Origin of the sequence: Jejuia spongiicola (assembly GCF_023502325.1) — a bacterium.
Lineage (GTDB): Bacteria > Bacteroidota > Bacteroidia > Flavobacteriales > Flavobacteriaceae > Wocania_A > Wocania_A spongiicola.
On record NZ_JAMFLZ010000009.1, the window covers coordinates 119,228 to 138,511 of the forward strand.

The 19,284-nt window shown below is 31.1% G+C and carries 12 protein-coding genes and 1 other RNA gene; 10 read left to right on the top strand and 3 right to left on the bottom strand.

The features are described 5' to 3' along the window. Positions 1 to 93 precede the first annotated feature (93 nt). From M3P09_RS16225 to M3P09_RS16260, 8 genes are all read left to right on the top strand, one after another. Positions 94 to 993 carry a transglutaminase domain-containing protein gene (locus M3P09_RS16225; protein WP_249973924.1) on the top strand — a complete coding sequence of 300 codons (900 nt, stop codon included), beginning with the start codon at positions 94 to 96 and terminating at the stop codon, positions 991 to 993. Between the two features lie 50 nt (positions 994 to 1,043). Then, entirely contained in the window at positions 1,044 to 1,658 is a 615-nt protein-coding gene (locus M3P09_RS16230) for a hypothetical protein (RefSeq protein WP_099562953.1), read from the top strand. A gap of 46 nt (positions 1,659 to 1,704) precedes the next feature. Further along, on the top strand, positions 1,705 to 1,998 hold the full coding sequence (locus tag M3P09_RS16235; protein WP_099562954.1) for a winged helix-turn-helix domain-containing protein: 294 nt from the start codon (positions 1,705 to 1,707) through the stop codon (positions 1,996 to 1,998). Positions 1,999 to 2,049: 51 nt separating this feature from the next. After that, on the top strand, positions 2,050 to 3,423 hold the full coding sequence (gene creD / locus M3P09_RS16240) for a cell envelope integrity protein CreD (protein ID WP_249973925.1): 1,374 nt from the start codon (positions 2,050 to 2,052) through the stop codon (positions 3,421 to 3,423). A 439-nt stretch (positions 3,424 to 3,862) separates the two neighbouring features. Next, positions 3,863 to 4,240 (top strand): ribosomal maturation YjgA family protein, encoded by a 378-nt coding sequence (locus tag M3P09_RS16245; protein ID WP_249973926.1) that lies wholly within the window; start codon positions 3,863 to 3,865, stop codon positions 4,238 to 4,240. After that, complete coding sequence (locus M3P09_RS16250) at positions 4,233 to 4,892, top strand: DUF1361 domain-containing protein (protein WP_249973927.1); 660 nt, start codon at positions 4,233 to 4,235, stop codon at positions 4,890 to 4,892. Before M3P09_RS16245 ends, M3P09_RS16250 begins: the two co-directional genes overlap by 8 nt. Before the next feature lies 1 nt (position 4,893). Further along, positions 4,894 to 5,418, top strand: a complete 525-nt coding sequence (gene xrtK / locus M3P09_RS16255; protein WP_249973928.1) for an exosortase K — start codon at positions 4,894 to 4,896, stop codon at positions 5,416 to 5,418. Then, positions 5,402 to 8,200: an MSEP-CTERM sorting domain-containing protein gene (locus M3P09_RS16260; protein WP_249973929.1), complete on the top strand. Its 2,799-nt coding sequence runs from the start codon at positions 5,402 to 5,404 to the stop codon at positions 8,198 to 8,200. The genes xrtK and M3P09_RS16260 overlap by 17 nt, the downstream gene beginning before the upstream one ends. On the opposite strand, the gene M3P09_RS16265 is transcribed toward M3P09_RS16260, so the two are convergent. Next, positions 8,182 to 9,384 carry an NAD(P)-dependent oxidoreductase gene (locus tag M3P09_RS16265; protein ID WP_249973930.1) on the bottom strand — a complete coding sequence of 401 codons (1,203 nt, stop codon included), beginning with the start codon at positions 9,382 to 9,384 and terminating at the stop codon, positions 8,182 to 8,184. The two genes, M3P09_RS16260 and M3P09_RS16265, sit on opposite strands and share 19 nt — an antisense overlap. Before the next feature lie 194 nt (positions 9,385 to 9,578). Here M3P09_RS16265 and ssrA point away from each other — a divergent pair. Then, positions 9,579 to 9,972, top strand: a transfer-messenger RNA (tmRNA) gene (ssrA, locus tag M3P09_RS16270). Between the two features lie 52 nt (positions 9,973 to 10,024). Here the strand turns inward: ssrA and M3P09_RS16275 are convergent. Together M3P09_RS16275 and M3P09_RS16280 are read right to left on the bottom strand one after the other, a co-directional pair. Beyond that, positions 10,025 to 10,480 (bottom strand): hypothetical protein, encoded by a 456-nt coding sequence (locus M3P09_RS16275; protein WP_249973931.1) that lies wholly within the window; start codon positions 10,478 to 10,480, stop codon positions 10,025 to 10,027. A 1-nt stretch (position 10,481) separates the two neighbouring features. Then, positions 10,482 to 12,503, bottom strand: coding sequence for a hypothetical protein (locus tag M3P09_RS16280; RefSeq protein WP_249973932.1), 2,022 nt, complete (start codon positions 12,501 to 12,503; stop codon positions 10,482 to 10,484). A 772-nt stretch (positions 12,504 to 13,275) separates the two neighbouring features. Here M3P09_RS16280 and M3P09_RS16285 point away from each other — a divergent pair. Then, positions 13,276 to 19,284 (top strand): Ig-like domain-containing protein (locus tag M3P09_RS16285; protein ID WP_249973933.1); only part of this gene is annotated, 6,009 nt, incomplete at its 3' end.

The following is a 19,284-nucleotide window of genomic DNA, read 5'->3' on the forward strand; positions in this document are numbered from 1 at the left end:
AGTTTTAAAATTTATTATCTTTATAATGTGAAGTATTTTACTATTTTTTTTTCGTTATTTTTCATCACTTCAGTATTTTGTCAAAATTACAAATTGATTGATAAAGAAGTTATTAATTACCCTTATTTTAATGATTTATATTCACTTTCAGATAAGGTAAATACCGATTTTGAAACAGATAAAGAAAAAGTAAGAGCTTATTACACTTGGATTGTTAATAATATTAGCTACGATATTAATGAGTCTAGCAATATTACTCCAACAAATATTATTGTTTATAATAGCAATCATGAATATAATTCAATTAAAAGACAACAGAATTTAAAAAACATAAAAAAGACTTTAGAAAGCAGAAAAGCTATTTGCAAAGGTTTTTGCCTGCTTTTTGTCGAACTATGCAAACTTTCTAATATTAAAGCTGAAATGGTTTTAGGAATATCGAAAAGTTCAGCAAACGAAATAGGTCTTCATAATAACATAAAAAACCATGCTTGGAATACAGTTAAAGTTGATGGAAACTGGGAACTATTGGATATAACTTGGTCCTCTGGAGTAATAAATTCAAAAACCAATTTATGGGAGAAAAAATTTAATGAATATTACTTTTTTACACCTCCAGAGCAGTTTTTAAATTCACATTATCCTGAACATTCTAACTGGCAATTGGTTGACGATAAAATCGATTTACAAACATTTATTGAAACACCCATATTTTATCCAAAATATTTTTCAAGTGGCATAACCCTTTCGAAAAATCAAAAAGGGGAAGTTAAAATAAATGATAAGGAGATAACCATCTCTATTAACAAAATAAAAGATTCTGAAAATATTTACTACAAGTTTTCACATCAAAAGCAAACAAAAAAGCTCTATACTGTAAAAACAAAAGATGGTATCTATACTTCCACCATTAACTGTAAAAATAAAACGGATAGTTTATTGAGTCTTTATTTGGAAACAGAACCTATTATAACTTTTAAAGTGAAAAAATAATTGCAAGATTGATTTTTATTTATTTACTTTGTATTTCAAAGTACTTTTATATGGAATCAAAAGATTATTTAAAAGATATCAGTGAGATTAAAGATTTAATGAACAAATCTTCTCGTTTTATTTCACTTAGCGGACTGTCAGGAATACTAGCCGGAGTTTATGCACTTATAGGAGCAGCAATAGCATATTGGTTAGTTGTTGAGTACAGTCATGGTACCTTAACGTTAGATGGAAAAATATTCAGATTAGTTATGCTAGATTTGTTTTTAGTTGCAGTTTTAAGCATCATAACAGGAATATTTTTAACCACAAAAAAAGCAAAAAAGCATGGAGAAAAAATTTGGGATGCGACCTCACAGCGTTTAGTTCTTAATTTTTTAATTCCACTTGTAGTTGGTGGCTTATATATTTTAATCATTTTAAATCAACAAAAATATGGACAAACCGGGGCTTTAATGCTCATGTTTTATGGTTTAGCATTAATAAACGCTTCAAAATATAGCATTGGTGACATTCGATATTTAGGTTTTATACAAATAATTTTAGGCTTAATTTGTGCATGGTTTCCTGGTTACGGTTTTTGGCTTTGGGTATTAGGCTTTGGGTTTATGCATATTATTTATGGTACTTGGATGCATTATAAATATGACGTAAAAAACAAATAGCATTTGAGCGACTATTTTGCTGTTAAATCAACAAACAAACTTATAATTGAGCATTATAAACAACATAAACAAAGCATTCGATCATCGTATTAGACTGGGCATCATGTCTATTTTAATGGTTAATGAATATGCAGATTTCAATATGTTAAAGGAATTATTAGGCGCAACTGATGGTAACTTAGCAAGTCATACAAAAGCTTTAGAAAATGCAGAATACATATTGGTTGAAAAACAATTTATTGGACGAAAACCCAATACGCGTTACTCTACTACAAAACTTGGTAGAGCTGCTTTTAAAAAACATATTGAAGCCCTTGAAAAATTAATCAATAAACAATAATTATTTTTTTATAAATTAACTTTGAAATTCAAAGTACTTTAAAATACCGTCATGAAAAACACAAGCAAACAACAAAACAAATTTGGAAATTGGATAAAAACGTCAATAACAGCAAGAATGCTTATAGTTGGCTTTTTAACATTCGTTTTACTAATACCTCTTTTTTTTATTGAGGACTTAATTAGAGAACGATCGCATAGACAAACAGAAGTAATCAATGAAATTAATCAACAATGGGGAAATGAAGTCCTAATTTATGGCCCTATATTGAAGGTACCATATAAAATTTATAAAGAAAAAACAGTAACAGATAAAAAAACAAAAAAGGTATATACTGAAACTATCGAAGAAATTTACAATGCTTATTTTTTTCCAGAAAATTTAAACATAAATTCAAGTCTAAATCCTGAAGAAAAAAAGCGGGGTATTTATACCACTGCTGTTTATAATAGTAAAATGCAAATAACAGGTTCATTTATTAAACCTGATTTTAGTGATATCGAAATTAATGATAAAGATATCCTTTGGAACAAAGCAAAAATCATAATTCAATCTTCAAATGTAAAAGGCGTTAATGAAGCAAATTTAAAACTAAATCAAGCCAGCTATGAACTTACATCTAAATATAATGGGCAAAAAAACTATAATTATAATGAGTTAATACTCCACACACTTGAAACTAAAAACATTAATAAAGATCAGTTGCTTTTCATAAAACCACTAGTCTTTAATATCAACTTTAATATAAAAGGTAGTGAACAAATACGTTTTATACCAACTGGAAGGCAAACCGAAGCTCAAATTACTTCCAATTGGAAATCAGCTAACTTTTTTGGTGAATTTTTACCTTATAACGATGATAAAATAAATGATGATGGGTTTAACGCAAAATGGAAAATTTTAGACCTAAACAGACCTTTTTCTCAAGAGCATTATAATGGCATTCCAGATTTAAAAGAGTTTGCTTTTGGTGTAAACTTTATGATACCCGTAGACGAATATCAAAAAAGCGAACGCTCTGCAAAATATGGTTTTCTTGTTATAGGGTTTACATTTTTAATTTTCTTTTTAATACAAACCATGAGTAAAATAGATATTCACCCATTTCAATATTTAATGATTGGTATAGCGCTTACTATGTTTTACACTTTACTGGTTTCAATATCAGAGCATAGTAACTTCTTAAAAGCTTATTTAATTGCAGGAACTTCAGTAATTGTACTTATCACATTATATTCTAAATCTATATTAAAAACACTTAAGTTTCCGCTATTTATTGGGTTATCATTAACCGCTTTATATACTTTTATTTATGTTATAATTCAGTTAGAAAATTATGCCCTTTTAGTGGGCAGTATAGGGTTATTCTTAATCTTATCAATCGTCATGTTTGTATCAAGAAAAATAGATTGGAACAATGGTTAATTTTATTAGTTAGTGATTGTGTTGGGCGTTTCCCCAAAGAAATTTGGGGTCGCGCTTTACACTATATATTTTTTTCGTGTCTCAAAAAAGGATGCCGTTTCAATCACTAACGCAAAAAAGTATTAAGTATGGATAATTTGATAAATACAAGCAAAATTATAGCGCTTTTAAGTTTTGTAATTGGTACAATATTATTTGCTCTTCAATTATATTTTAAACAATCTGATGCATTTATATTTCCTGGTCTAATCTTTGTCATTATTGCTTTAATCATAAACTCTATTTCATTATTAGCTTTAACTTTTTCATTATTAGGTAGTACTAAACGTAAAATAGAAATACTTCAAACATGTGGCATTGTATTATTAAATATACCAATAGCAATCTTGTATTTCTATATACTAATATTAACAAAGTTTCGAGTTTAAAAATAAAATATATGACTCTTCAACTCAACAAAATATATTTAATAACAGCAGCGCTACTTTTTATAACAGAAGTGTTTATTGCTACCTTTTTTAAGTATGGTTTTATTCGATTTACTTTTGGAGATTATTTGGTAGTTATACTACTCTACTGCTTCTTCAAAAGCTTCATAGAAGTAAACCCATTTAAACTAGCTATTTCAGTTTTAGCATTTGCTTTTTCAATTGAGTTTTTACAATTAATTAATATTCTAGAAACACTCAATCTTCAAAACAATCATTTAGCAAAACTAATATTAGGTAGTACATTCCATATCTCAGATTTAGTGGCTTATACTCTTGGTATAATAACTGTTTTAATAGTTGAATATAAATTACAAAACCATGGATAATATTAAACAACTCTTTATAAATAGGTTTAGAACCTTTACACTATTAAGTATTTCAATGACTTTTTGTATTGTAATACTTATGATTAGAATGAAACTTACTCATTCCTTTTTCTACTTGTTTTTAGTTTGGAATTTGTTTTTAGCAATCATTCCCTTTGTCATAACGACTTATTTAGTAAGTCTCCCCAAGCTTAATAAATTTGTATTAGCTTTTTGGTTTGGGGGGTGGTTGCTTTTTTTGCCAAATGCCCCATACATTGTTACAGATTTAATTCATATCAGGCTAAGCAATACACGATTTGTTTGGTTAGATGTTATTGTTGTTACTTCTTTTGCTTTAAATGGGCTCATACTATTTTACTTATCTTTTTTAGATATGATAAGCCTTTTAAACTATTATGTAAAGAAACAATACATTTCCTTTTCCATTCCAGTTCTACTATTTCTAAGCGCTTTTGGAGTTTATCTTGGAAGGTTTTTGCGTTACAATTCATGGGAAATTATTCAAAATCCGTTAGAATTATTTAATGATATTTTTCGAATTATCATTTACCCATCAAAACATATTGAGGCGTGGCTGTTCACTATTTTATTTGGCGCATTTCTATGTATTGGTTTTTGGATATATAATGACATAAGAAAAAATAATTAAAATGAAACTAATAAAGCATTCAACATATTATATTATTGGAATAGTATTATTCATTGTTTTAAAACTTATATATTCCAATGCTGACAACAATCAAGTTTTTATCTTATTGAAACCTTTAGACAAAATTGTTGGTTTTATTCTCGACTCTCATTCGATTTATAATAATGACATTGGCTTTTTTCATGAAAAACTAAATATTACTATAGATAAATCTTGCTCTGGTTTTAATTTTTTATTGCTCTCTTTTATACTATTATATTTTTCACTTTTAAAAAATTTAAAGTCTCACTTTTTCAAAATTTCGGCAATTCCTGTAACCTTGTTTTTTGCTTATAGTTTCACGCTATTTGTAAATGCATCACGTGTTTTAACAGCAATCTTTATTGAAAAAAATACGAATTTAAATTATGTTTGGTTACACGAAGCCGAAGGTGTTTTTATTTATCTATCCTTTCTTATCACTCTATATATTTCCATCAACTACGTTCTAAATAAAATCATAAATACTCATGAAAAATTTGCTTAACCCAAAATGGTTGATTGTTATAAACACGATTCCTGTAATTCTTCTGTCGTTCATTTATTATAACGAATTCGATGTTATAAAAACACTTTTAGAGGAAGATAGTATACAACTGTGGTATAACTTTGGAGGCATTCTTTTTGGACTATCAATACTTCTTTTAGGGTATGTTCTGTATAGCATTCAACAGAAAAAAGAGGTTTCTGTTTTCTATGCGTTTTCAGCTTTATCAGTATACACAATTTATCTATACATCTATAGTATTTATAGCTCAGATATTATTCCTTGGAATATTCCTAGATGGATGCTTTCACAAGATTCTGTTTTATACCCTGGTACATTTTTAATGCCAACATTGGCTCATGCTTTATTTATTATAGTTATTAAATTGACTTCAAAAGCTAAAGGTTTAAAAGCTTGGAAAAGTTTTTTATTAGCACTTTCAATTCCTCTTCTTACTTATATTTTTGCTCAAATCATTTTACCTCTTTGGCAACCTACAAGTTATAGATACAATAACCATGTTTTAGTTGTTGGTTTGGTAGTAGGTGTTATTCTATTTCTATTCTTTTTAATTCGCAGTATTTATATTTTATCCATTAAAAAAGGAAAAAACTGGTCTCAGCTTTATTTAGCAGCAAAGTTTTTGGTAGGCGTCGTGTTTCCATTACTCGGTTTACTAATAAATAATAAATTCAACAGTGTTTTTGGTGATTTCAATACACCATGGTTTTATATTATTGCCCTAACAAATGGTCTTCTAATATGTGTAACCTCATCTGAAAACAAACAGCATAGACTTATCTTATTTATTACCAGATGTATAACATATTCTTTTACATTTTACTTCTTTATTGTGTTTTTACCTTTCTTGCCCCTATCTGTTATTGCTATTGTTGCTATAGGTTTGGGTTTTTTAATGCTAACTCCTTTAGTGCTATTTATTATTCATACACAAGAATTATCGAGTGATTATAAATTTCTAAAAAACTTCTACTCTAAACAACTTTTAATTATATCTGGAATTATTGGGTTTCTTGTAATACCAACAATATTAGCTTTATCTTATCAAAGAGATAAAATTGTACTACATGAAACTCTAGATTACCTGTATAATCCTAATTACTCCAAGGATTACAATATAAATAAAGAATCTCTTAAAAAAACCTTGGAGGTTGTTAAACATAATAAATCACGTAATTCTGATTTTTTCATGAGTTCTCAAACACCTTATTTATCAAGTTTTTTTAACTGGATTGTTTTAGATAATTTGACTTTATCTGACATAAAAATTAAAACCATTGAAAAAATATTTTTCAACACAAAACCATTTGAATTGAGGGCAGAAAGGTTAAGAAATAAAAACGTAGACATATCAAACATAAGCTCGAATAGCACTTATAATGAAACTGATAACACATGGACAAGTTGGATAGATTTAGAAATTACAAACGCTAATAAAGACAATTTCACTTCTGAATATGCAACAACCATAGATTTACCCAACGGGTGCTGGATAAATGATTATTACCTTTATGTTGGTGACAGAAAAGAAATGGGAATTTTAGCTGAAAAAAAATCAGCCATGTGGATTTTTTCTCAAATAAGAAACATTAATCAAGACCCAGGGTTGTTGCATTATTTAACTGGAAACAAAGTTTCTTTTAGAGTTTTTCCTTTTTCTGAAAATGAAATAAGAAGAACAGGAATTCAATTTATTCACAAAGAACCTATTACCATTAAAATTGACAATCATAAACTTACTTTAGGAGAAAAAAAGGAAACCTTAATCAATCATAAAAAGAATGACCAAATCGTTTACATTTCTTCAAAAGAAAAAGAAACACTTAAAAAGATAAAACGAAAACCTTATTATCATTTTATTATAGATACTTCGCATAAAAAAGATTCGCTAATAAACAACTATATTAAGGTTCTAGATGATTTTATAACTACCAATAATATAGACACAATGGAAGCTAAAATAAGTTTTGCAAATACCTTTGTTGAAACTGAAGGCTTTAATGGTGAATGGAAAAACAGCTTAAAAGAGCAAGAGTTTGAAGGTGGATTTTATTTAGAACGCGCTATAAAAAAAGTTCTCTTTAATTCATATACTAATCTTTCTAACAAATACCCTATCATTATTGTAGTTACAGATAATATGCTTGATGCTGTTATAAATAAAAACTTTGCAGATTTTAAAATAGCTTTCCCAGAGAGCAACAGTTTTTATCATCTAAATACATTAGGCTATTTAGCTTCTCATAGCCTAGTAAGAAATCCTAAAGATTTTGTAAACGATAATACTGTGGTTGACATTGATAATGAGGTCTTAGCATGGCCAAATCCAATTAGTCCAGTAGCGTATTTACCTAATGATAGTTTGCCTAATATTGTTTTGAAAAACTCTGTTTTTGATTTTAGAGAAAATGCTATTGGTGAATCAAACTGGAATACAGGCTTACATTTACAAGGAAAATGGTTATCTGATATATTTTATCCTGAGAATACTCAAACAGATTGGAATAATGCTGTAAAAATGAGTTTTAAATCTAAAATAATGACACCGCTTACTTCTTACATTGTTGTTGAAAATGAAGCTCAAAAGGCAGCTTTACTTAAAAAACAAAAAGAAGTGTTAGCTGGAAAAAAATCTTTAGACCTTAATGAAAGAACACAACGCATGTCTGAACCCAAATTAATACTATTACTAATTTTAATTGGAGTGTTTTTATTTTTAAGGCGACGACAAATTATAAATAACTATAAACCATCAACATAGCTTTGTAAATAAGCAAAACGCTCAGTGAGTTTTCCGTTTTCTGTAATTTTAGCACGCTGTAAAACTCCATCTTTATCATCATTAAAAAATGCAGGGATAACATGCTCTAAAAACATATCGCCAAAACCTTCGCTTGCATCTTTAGGGAGTTCGCATGGCAAATTATCGACTGCCATAACAGTTATTGCATTGTTTGCATCAAAATCAACTTCACTTTCTGTTTGTGGATCATAACCATAAAAAGGTTCTGCAATAGTAGAAGCTCGTAATGTTGATGCTACAGGTCCGTCAACATCGCAAGAAATGTCGGCTACTAAATTGATATTAAAATTTGGTTGTTTGGCATCTTCTCTTGTAAATAAGTAAGGTGCATTATTACCATAAAAATGACCAGCTATAAAAAAATCGGTTTCTTTGGCGTATGGCATAAAATTACTTTCATAACCTGTTGGGTCTTTATAAAACTCCCACTTATCACCTACTTTGCCATCTTTACGCTTACTATATTCCATTACATCAACCAAACAATAAACAGGTTCTGTAAATTTTGATGTTAAATATAAAGCATCACTTACTTGTTTTACTTTTAAATGATCCAGAATTTCTTTTGCGCCATGGGCTACTTTTCCTGTACCAGATAATAAAATTTTAATATTTGGCAAAGTAATTTTATCTAACTCACGCTTAACAGCATCTAAATCGGCTAGTGTTTCTACTTTTGGCAAACTAAATAAATTATCTCTTAAACCCAATGCTCTAAACCCATTATAAGCGCCTACCAATCCTGCATAGCGGCCAAAGCCTATTAATCTGAAACCTTTTTCGTTTACTATGGTTTCGTGGTCGTACAACTCAATATTTTTATCAAGAATTGCTTGAAGTAATTTACGATTATAGGGCTGCTTCTTTATGGTGTGCGAAAAGAAAAAATATTTTTTATTTGGAATTAAGTTTTCAATAGGTACTTCTTTTACACCAATCATAACATCGCAATTACTTACATCATTTGTAACTTCTAGTCCATTGCTTATGTATTGCTCATCTGGAAAAACACGAATATCTGACGTTTCAACCTTAAATTCTCCCTGAGGAAATTTCTCTTTAGTTTCTGCAAATTTTTCAGGAGAAAATACAACACGTCTATCTGGTGGGTTTTTACGCTCTTTTATAATGGCAAACTTCATATATATTTTGGTATAAATTTTGTACGAAAATAAGAGTTAATGCAGGTGTATACAAACTTTTTTGATAACTTTGCTGCCCGCGTTAAGGATTGAAACGGCATCCTTTTGCTTTTTTGCAAAAGATATAGTGGAAAGCCTGATCCACTTTTGCTATTAAAAGCAAAAGTGGGTAACGCCAACATAAAATTAATAATGGGGTCGACTGGTTTTGACAGCGAGATTAATTAAACGGTAAGCACGTCGTGTAATGGCATTGAAACACGTTAAAGGCTAGACCAAATTTTAAACGGCGAGAATAACTACGCTTTAGCTGCATAATCTGAATTATAGTAAGATTAGCCTTGTCCTACTAGGTAGGAAAGCTTTATGTCTCTGGAAAGCCTTGGTTAACGGCGTTCCATTTTGAGGCATCGTAAATGTTAACATAGATTTTGTGGCGCTTTGACACATTTTTGAAACTAAAAAAGATAAGTTGTAAGTAGAATGTTTTTAATCGGCTTACAATCGAAAACCAAGAAAAAACTAAGCGTGTAGAAAACTCTTTGGTTACTTGTTTGGACGAGAGTTCGATTCTCTCCGACTCCACTTTTTGAGTACCAAATCGAAACAAAAACCTGTAAATCGTTGATTTACAGGTTTTTTAATTTTCTAATTGTTTAACAAATTCTTTTTTTAAATCCTCGTAGATAGAAAAAATCTCTTTTAATATTTCTTTCAATTCTTCTTCAGAACCATATTTTGGCAAAGCACCGCATTTTAGCCTCTCAAAAGGTATTCCTAAATCTTCTGGGAAGAAATCAATTCTTCCTTGAGGTTCAATAGTTTTTCCATCAACATCAAGAAAAAACAAAGTTTCAATTACCCCTCCTTTTATTACCATATGTAAAGAAAATGAAATCTCATTATTTTCTTCTTTTATCTGATAAAAACTTCCATTAGAAACATATTTATATTTATAGTTAAAGGAATCTAAAACTTCTTTTTGTATTTGTTTTGTAGAATCTCTCATTCTATTATCAAAATCATTATACTTTTCACAAATAGATTGATAGCGATTTACAAAATCTATATTCTCAAATATTTTTTTTAATTTCATGTTATTCTGCTAAATATTTAATTCTAATGAGTACATTATTGTCCACATTAAACTGTGTCAATACCTGTTGAAATATAGTACTATTTTCAAAAAATGACTTATTTGATAAAGGTATTTCCAAAAAGTAATCACCGTCCAATACTTTGTTGTCAAAGAACCCTTTAAATTTAGGTGCATTTATTTCTGCCCCTTTTGGGTATTTGTTAATTAATTCCTGTAAATAGCTTTTAAAAGTTTCAGGTTTTATATTACTTAAAGTAGTAGCTTTCCTTGATATGATTTCTTGACCTGGTTTATAAGAATCCAATCGTTTACCATTTTTTAATGCAACCTCATTATATTTGTATATATCTCTAGCCTTATCATTAAAATCATTCCCGCGTTTAAAAAGCGCTTTCACTTCTGGCCAAGTTAATTTACTACCTTTCTTTGCAGAAAGATCTGCTATTTCTTGCCCAACTTCAATAATTATTTCATCGTCGAGTATATCACCTTTTCTTAGAGCTTCTTGCAAAAGGTCTTTTGCTCCTTCAGCATAATTATCGAAATGCTGTAAGGTTTCTTTGGTAAGTTCTTTTACAGTTCTGGTAAACACTTTATCGCCGTTTTTTATGACAAATTTCCAGACTTTGCCAGTTCCTTTGCTAATAGGTTTTAAGATTTTTCCACCAGGTATAAAGCCAACAATCATAAACCCAGCTGTAGCGGCTTTGTTTTGTTCAACGCCATCAAAATCTTTGCCATCAATAAGGATTATAATATCTTCAAGAGGTGTAGCATATCTTGCAGTGGTGGCAACACCAGACCAAAAAGCTTTTAATAAAAAATCTATATCGGCTTTAGGATAATCCGCGGGAGGTAATCTATACTCGTAATACTGCTCAGTTTCTTCACTGTAGATATAATGGTATCCTTCTGCTGGAAAATCAGAAGTCCATTTAACATCATCATTTATTTTACTTCCATTTGCGGAGGCTAATAAATGAAGTCCGTTTTCTAATTTGTAGTATACGTCTCCTGTACTAAGGTCAACAGCAGAATGGGTGTGTTTTAGAGCTTCTCGATTTCTAAAAACGCCTTTATTTTCTTTGTATTGAAGAGTTTTTGAGTCTGTATCAATAAGCATTTCTATAGCAATGCGCATTTTAACTTCGTTTATAGCGTTTTCAGAAAGGTTAGATACTAAAAAAGAATTCAATTCTATCGCAATACTTTCGTTTTTGTTTAACCAATCTCTCTCACTCTTTTTTAAGATTAAATATTTTTTTAAACTTATAACAGCACTAATATCGGTTGTACTTGTTGGTGATGTAACTACAGGCTGAAAAGGTGAAGAAACAGGAGACCCTCCTCCGCCGTCATGACAGCTTGGGATACGATAAGATTGGGTTACTATATCTGGATGACCACACGCTGCTTCTTCATGATTTTCATCTGAATGACATGAGCAGTTTACTTCAGTAGTAACAAAAACAGTACAGCCACCACTTCCTCCTCTAGACATCATATTAATTTGATCTATATCTAAAGATTCTATAGACATATTATCGTCTAGATTAATATAAAGACCTTGGTCTATAATTTGTTTTTCTTCTTCAGTTAAATAATAGGTTACTATAAAAGCTTCATAACTACCATCTTCTGATAAGGATATAACAATATTTTTGATATTAAAGTTTTCTTCCTCATTATAAATTGAAAAGGTATACGAATGATAATCATTTTCTAAATCCTCTATATAAGTAGCTTCGCTTAAATCAAGGTCTATCTTTGAGCTATTATCTTTTGACTTAGAACTTACATTTGATTTTTTTGTTTTCTCCTTAAGTGAAGAAAGTTTATTAATCAGTTTTGTATTGTCTTTAAATTCTTTTTGTTTATACCTAGTTAATAAATATTTGCTGTTATTATCTTGCTCTGTTTCTTGTAAATCATCATTTTGTTTTTGGCAGTTTGTTAATAATGAAATTCCAAAGATTAGAATTCCAATTTTAAATAAGTTCTTCAGTTTATGTTTGTTCATGTGTTCCGTTGTTTAAAGTTAATAAAAATGTTTCAATGTGAGAGCATAAAAAATTGCTTATTTACAATGTAAAAAATTATAAATATAAAATCTTGAGGCTAGAGTAGCAAAAGTGTTTCGAAGCCTAAAACATCTAATTTTTTTTGATATTAGTTATTTTTATTACACCAATAAATAACAGAATTTCGGTTTTTAATTCTTAAGTGTTAAAACCAGTGCTTAATTTGAGTAGAATATGAAACAAGCGAAATACCTCTGTGTTCCAATAGTTATAGATAATCCGTTTATCTTCTTTTCGAATTGTGTTTTTTGCTTAAAACTAACCTCATTTTGGTTTGACTAATTTAAAGGATAACTATCAAGATTACTCATTAGGTAATGGGATTCTTAAACATTATCCACGTTAGTTTATGTCGCTCTACATCACGTTACTTTAGGTCTAATCTATATTATTAAATCTAGTTCAATACGTTTAAGAATATATACTATAAGAAAAAATTAAAAGCTCTGTGTTTTTTTATTTTACTACCTATTTGCTACCTAAAGTTTAAGATTTTTTGGAGTTTTTTTTTCTTCTTTTGTGAATTTAAGTATTTAAAGGGTTTTATAACTTAAAGAAACTATATAGTTATTCTATTTATAATGTAGGTCAAATTTAAGATAATTCAAACCAATCTTATCATAATAGTTTTAAATATAGTCAATAAATAATTCATTGAATATATCTAGATGAAGACTTCACTTCTTAAATTTTACTTTTAACGCAAACTTCATGAAAAATAATTACGCTTCACAAAAAAATATCTTTTTTAGCTTTAAAAAACACTTTCTACTATTTTGTATTGTGCTTGTTGGGTTTTCTATTTCTGTAAACGCGCAGAATACGGATGGCGATAATGTAGATGATATTATGGACTTAGATGCCGATAACGATGGTATTGTAAACCCTGTAGAAGGTGGGCAGTATTGTATACCGGTATCAAGCAATTTATTTTCGTTTAATAACACGAGATTCGATGCAAATGGACAGACAAGCTCTCTTCCAATTGATGAACGTTTAAATGATACACAGACATTACCATTAAAAGGTTTTTCATATAATACATTTGATTTTGATGTTACGCTAACAGGAACTACCACTTGGGGAACAGGGATTGAAGGTGGTTTACAAATTAGATATGATAATAGTGGAAGTGGTGTTGTTGGAAATTTTATTTATCTCCAAGTAACAAATACTTCACCAGATAATTATGCAGACTATACAATTACTTTTCAAGATGTTGTTAGTAATTTTAATTTTGTTCCTGTTGGTATAGATAATGGAGACATTTTTGAAGTAACGGCCTACAATGGAGCGTCTCAAATTTTAAATACGGATATTGTTTTTTCCGAGTTTAGCCCACGTGCAGGATCAAACTGGACAATTACCAATAATATAGTAACAGGTAATAATTCTAGTGAAGGTGCAAACACAAATAATAACGAACTTGAAAATTTATTTACAACAACAATCAATGTACCAATTACACAAGTTGTAATTAGAGTATATAAAGGCACAAATGATAACCCTGACCCTGTAAGCATTGGTCTTACCGCTATTAGCTATTGTACTTATGGATCAACGTTTAGAGATACAGATGACGATTCAATCCCAGATTATTTAGACTTAGATTCTGATAATGACGGTATTTATGATGTTGTTGAAGCTGGACACAGTCTAGCTTATACAGATGGTAGATTAGATGGTGGGACAAGTTTGGTAAGTGGGATATCTAGGGCTGTTTTAAGTACTAGCAAGAATTATGTACTAGACGAAAATTTAAAAGTTAAGAATACTGACAATCCTGGCGCTTTTTCTGATGTATATCCAGATTACATAGACTTAGATTCTGATGGCGATGGCTGTTCAGATGCCAATGAGGCTTACACAGATGCTACATTGGCAGAGACCAATCAGCAGTATGGTCAAGAGAATGATGGTATTGCAACAGTAAATGAAAATGGGATTGTTTCGGCAGCTGCATATACTGAGCCCGGAAATGCAGATAGCAGCTCTGGTAATGCCGTACAAGATTATATTCAATTTAGCGGGTATACCATAAACGCAATGGTTCCATCAAATATTACAGTAGCTCCAACAAATAATGTTGTAATAACTGCCACAATCAACACTGACTTTCCAGATCAAGAAGTTACCCATCAATGGCAAGTACAAGTTGGTAGTATTGGTGGCTGGAATAATATTGTAAATGGAGGTTTCTATAGCAACGCTACAACACCAAATTTAGGAATTTCTCTTGATTATACACTAAAAGGAAATTCGTATCGTATTGTGGTTTCACCCCTATCGAATGTGTGTGTTGATAATGTGGTGTCTGGTTCTACTTTATTAAATGTTTTTTTTCCAATAGCAACAAACGATAATGCAGGTATTTTTTTACCAGATACCGCAAGTACACCGTTTAATGTAACCCTAAACGATACCACTGGAGATACGCCAGACCCTAGTACCGTTGAATTTACAACTACTGGTTCAGGTGGTGTATTAAGTAACAGTAATAAAACATTAGCAGTAGCAAATGAAGGAGTTTGGACATTTAATAATATAGGAGAGGTTGTATTTACACCTTATGCATCATATATAGACACACCAACAGCACCAACCTACATTGTTAAAGATGCTCAAGGGCATGCGTCTAACGAGGCTACAATTACATTAAGTAATGCGTACCCTATGGCAACAAATGATTTAAGTTCTACCTATATTAATACGCCCGTTACAGTTAATTTACTAGCAAACGATAGTAACCCAACTAACGGAACATTAACAATAACCACAATTAGTACAACAACAAATGGTGGTAGTATTGTTAATAATAATGATGGTACAATTACTTATAACCCACCAACTGAAACCACAGATGTTTTAGACTCCTTTACCTATACCATATGTAACGATACACCAATAAATTCCTTTTGTGATACAGCAACAGTATCCATAAGTGTTTATGGTAATTTAACTTCTGATACGGATAATGATGAGGTTTTAGACTATTTAGATTTAGATGATGACAATGATGGTATTTTAGATGCTGATGAAGTGAATTGTTTGAGACCAGTATTTTCTACAACAGAATTGTTTAGTCCTAATACTAGTAAGTCTTTCAGATCTGATAATCCTTCTGCCGAGTTTAATAGTAGTAGTGACTCTCAATTTTCTTCAACTGAAACTACTGGCGCCGGGTCAATTCAATTAAGAAGTGTTCGTGGCTACAATTACGGACCAGGAAAAAAAACATCTATAACTTTCAATGATAGAGTTAACTCGGGTCAATTTATAATAACCTCAAATTATTCTGAATACACAAACTTAGTTAATCACTATGCTGCCTCTTCTGAGTTGCTATTAGAAGGAATTAGAGATAGGGCATTTAACTTTAAAATTAATGTAAAAAAAACAGGTTCCGTAAATTCACTAAGCGCTTCAAGTTTAATTGTAAGGTATTTTAATGGATCTTCATGGAGAACACTTGCGGGTACAGATGAAGGACCCGATGTTATATATTCTGTTGGTACTGCAGCTAATCCTAAATCCATTTCTGTTAAAACTGTAAATAATGATTTAATTTCTTTTGTTCATTTTAGAAAAATTAAATTGAATTTCCCTAGTACTGCTATTACCTTTAGTTTGAATAGGACTTTGAATATATGTGGTGATACAGATAATGATGGCATTCCAAACAGTTTAGATATAGATTCAGACAATGATGGTATTTATGATGCGGTAGAAGCTGGGCATAATCAAAATCATATAAATGGCCAATTATCAGATGGAGTTAATAGTAATGGTATTCCTACTTTGGTAACCGCTACACTAACCACGGTAAATTACGCTATTGCAAATACCGATACCGATTTAATACCAGATTATTTGGATGATGATTCAGATGCTGATGGCTGTTCTGATAGCAATGAAACTTATACAGACTCTGGTTTAGCAGAGTTGGAAGAGCAATATAATCAAACAAACGGTGAGGTAGCACCAATAAATGCAATAAATGGGAGTGTTTTGGCTGCTAATTACTCAACCCCCGCCGATTTAGACATCAATGGAACCCCAGATTTTATTCAAAAAGGAGCCGCTACAGTTATTGATACAGAACCAGCAGATGCCACTATAACCTTTCCAGCCAATGCTACGTTTTCAGTAGCCGTTTCTACAAATACAACCACACCAGTAAACTACCAATGGCAGAAATCTAGCAATGAAACAGGCCCATTTGTAAATATTTTTGATGATACTGTATATAGCAATACAGACACATCCTCCTTAACGGTGAATGCTGTTGATAATTCCTTGCATGGTACATATTATCGCGTAATTGTTTCAAGTCCAACTTTAGTTTGCGAAGCGTCTGTTAATTCAACTCCTGCTCTACTTACTGTTTTTACACCAATAGCAGCAACTGATGATAGTTATGATGTTCAAGAAGGTGTTACAACAACAACACCATCGGTATTTGAAAATGATGTTTTTTATACCACAATCCCATCCAGTGCATCGGTTACCATTAGTCAAACAAATGCAGTAATATCGGGAATCACATTAAATAATGATGGAACTATTACAGTTGAAAACTCCTTAGCACCAGGAGAGTATACCCTAAACTATGAGTTTTGTGAAATAGATTTACCAAATTGTGATAATGCTATGGTAACAATTAATGTAGATCAGGCTCCAGTGGCAACAGATGATGAAAGTTTGGCCAATACAGTAGGAGATAATGTAGAGGTAGATGTACTAATAAATGATATAACAGGAGATCTCGTAATGGCTTCAACAGTAAGTTTAGTTGATCCTGGCACTGCCATAAATGTTATTAAAGATGTAAACGAAGATATTATAAGTTTTGAAATTTCAGGAGAAGGCACTTGGAGCGTTAATAACACAAACGGCAATATTACATTTATGCCCTTAACAACATTTAATGACGACCCAACACCTGTACAATACAATGTAGAAGATACCAGTGGTATTCCATCTAATAATGCCTCAATTACGATTGATTATGTTCCTATAGCTACCGCCGATTTAAGTAGTAATAATATTACCTTAAAAGTAGCTAGGTTGAGCGTACTTGAAAACGATATTACAGGAGATATTATAGACCCATCAACCTTAGTGATTGATCCAACCGATATTGATGGAGATACAAATCCCTTAACCCTAGTAGTTGCAAACGAAGGTGTGTGGAGAGTTATAAGTACTGGTAACATAATTTTTAAACCATGTAAAGGTGATAGTGATGATGTTTTATTTGATTGTACCGGACCAGTAGCATTTACGGCAAACCCAACTCCCATTAGCTATACAGTTGATGACGACGAAGGAAATTCTACAAGTGCCCAGTTAACAGTTACATATACTCCCAGACCACCAGTAGCTATAAATGATGAACTCAGAGGTATTCCAGTAGGAGTTAAAGGAATATTAGAAGTTGTGGATAGACCAGGTCAAGATGAAGACCCAGATGGAGCTTTAGATTTAACTACTTTTCAAATTATTGGTACAACCCAACCTTTTATGAATTTTATTGAAGCAGGAAGAGGAACTTGGTCAATTACTAATTCATTAGGTGGCATAACTGTTACTTTTACTCCAAATTCAGGTTTTGAAGGAGACCCGACACCAATTAGGTATACCATAAAAGACAATGATGGTAATGTCTCTAATGAAGCACTAATTACCTTTGATTATTTAGGGGTTGCAAATAATGATTTAAGCTCTTCAAATACCCCAAATATGGCGGTAACAATAGACCCATTGGCTGATAATGGGTATGGAACAGATCAAGGGAATGGTGATATAGGATTAGACCCTACTACGGTTAGTTTAATAAAACCCACAGGTGCAACTAGTGAAATTATAGATATAAATGGAGATGTAACAAGTTTTAATGTGCCAAATGAAGGGAATTGGAGTGTTGATGGAGTAACAGGATTTATAACCTTTACACCTTTGTCATCATTTAATGATGATCCAACACCAGTGCAATACAATGTTGAAGACAGGTTCGCTGGAAAGGCCAATGTACAATCTAATGATGCTACAATAACTATAGATTATGTGCCAATAGCAGCAGATGATACAAGTACTAACAATGAAAATGGTGCTTCGGTAACGGTAAATGTGGTAACAAACGATATTGATGGAGATACTGTAATACCTAGATCATTGGTTATTGATCCAACAGATTCAGACACTGATGGAAACCCACTAACTTTAGTAGTTTCTGACGAAGGGACATGGACTGCGGTGCCCGATGATGGAGAAATAACATTTACACCAGAAATTGGATTTACTGAAGACCCAAGGCCTATTACATATACGATAGAAGATTTTGAAGGTAACTCAATTACAGCAACACTGACTATTTTGTACACATCATCTGTGATTAATGGCGACACTCCAACTGCAGTAAATGATGCACCCGTCAATGTCTTAGAGAATAGTGGAACAACTAATATAAATGTATTACTGAATGATGATTTTGGAGTTGATGGTCCGAACGTTGGAAGCATTATAGTAACACCTATTTCAGTATCTGTTGGAACAGCAGTATTAAATAATGGTGGAACAGGAAATGATCCAACTGATGATACAATTGACTTTACTCCCGCATTAAATTATAATGGTTTAGTGGTAATAAATTATACCATTACAGATTCAAATGGAGATACTTCACAAGCTTCGGTAATATTTAATGTTTTAGGCATCACA